At 61.5% G+C, this 999-nt stretch carries 1 protein-coding gene; it reads right to left on the bottom strand.

Annotated elements, in window-relative coordinates; all coding sequences use genetic code 11:
* Positions 1–3: 3 nt before the first annotated feature.
* A partial coding sequence (ilvC, locus tag PMI40_RS20705) for a ketol-acid reductoisomerase (RefSeq protein WP_008119495.1) occupies positions 4–999 on the bottom strand: 996 nt, incomplete at its 5' end.

Below are 999 nucleotides of genomic sequence, written 5' to 3'. Positions count from 1 at the left end.
CGATCAGTTCTTGGTCTGGTCGACCAGTTTGTTGGCTTTGATCCATGGCATCATGGAGCGCAACTTCTCCCCCACCACCTCGATCTGGTGCTCGGCATTGATGCGACGACGCGACATCAGTGTCGGTGCGCCCGCACGGCTTTCCAGGATGAAGCTCTTGGCGTATTCGCCGGTCTGGATGTCGGCCAGCACCTTCTTCATCACAGCCTTGCTCTCTTCGTTGATGATGCGCGGACCGGTCACGTATTCGCCGTACTCTGCGTTGTTCGAGATCGAGTAGTTCATGTTGGCGATACCGCCTTCATAGATCAGGTCGACGATCAGCTTCAATTCGTGCAGGCACTCGAAATACGCCATTTCCGGCGCGTAGCCGGCTTCGACCAGGGTCTCGAAACCGGCCTTGATCAGTTCCACGGTACCGCCGCACAGCACGGCCTGTTCGCCGAACAGGTCGGTCTCGGTCTCTTCGCGGAAGTTGGTCTCGATGATGCCGGCACGGCCGCCGCCGTTGGCCGTGGCATACGACAGGGCCACGTCACGGGCAGTGCCGGACTTGTCCTGGTACACGGCGATCAGGTGCGGCACGCCGCCACCCTGGCTGTAGGTCGAACGCACGGTATGGCCTGGGGCCTTCGGGGCGATCATGATCACGTCCAGGTCGGCGCGCGGCACGACCTGGCCGTAGTGGACGTTGAAACCGTGGGCAAACGCCAACGTGGCGCCCTGCTTGGCGTACGGTGCCACGTTCTCGGCATACACCTGGCCGATGTTTTCATCGGGCAGCAGGATCATGATGACGTCGGCTTGCTTGACCGCCTCGTTGACTTCGGCCACCTTCAGGCCGGCCTTCTCGGCCTTGCTCCACGAAGCGCCGTCGCGACGCAGGCCAACGGTGACCTTGCAGCCGGAATCCTTCAGGTTCTGCGCGTGGGCGTGACCTTGCGAACCGTAGCCGATGATGGTCACGTTCTTGTTCTTGATCAGGGACAGGTCGGCGTC

Origin of the sequence: Herbaspirillum sp. YR522, from assembly GCF_000282575.1 — a bacterium.
Lineage (GTDB): Bacteria > Pseudomonadota > Gammaproteobacteria > Burkholderiales > Burkholderiaceae_D > Herbaspirillum.
Note: the sequence above shows the minus strand (reverse complement) of the source record. Positions and strands in the feature narration are given on the sequence as shown.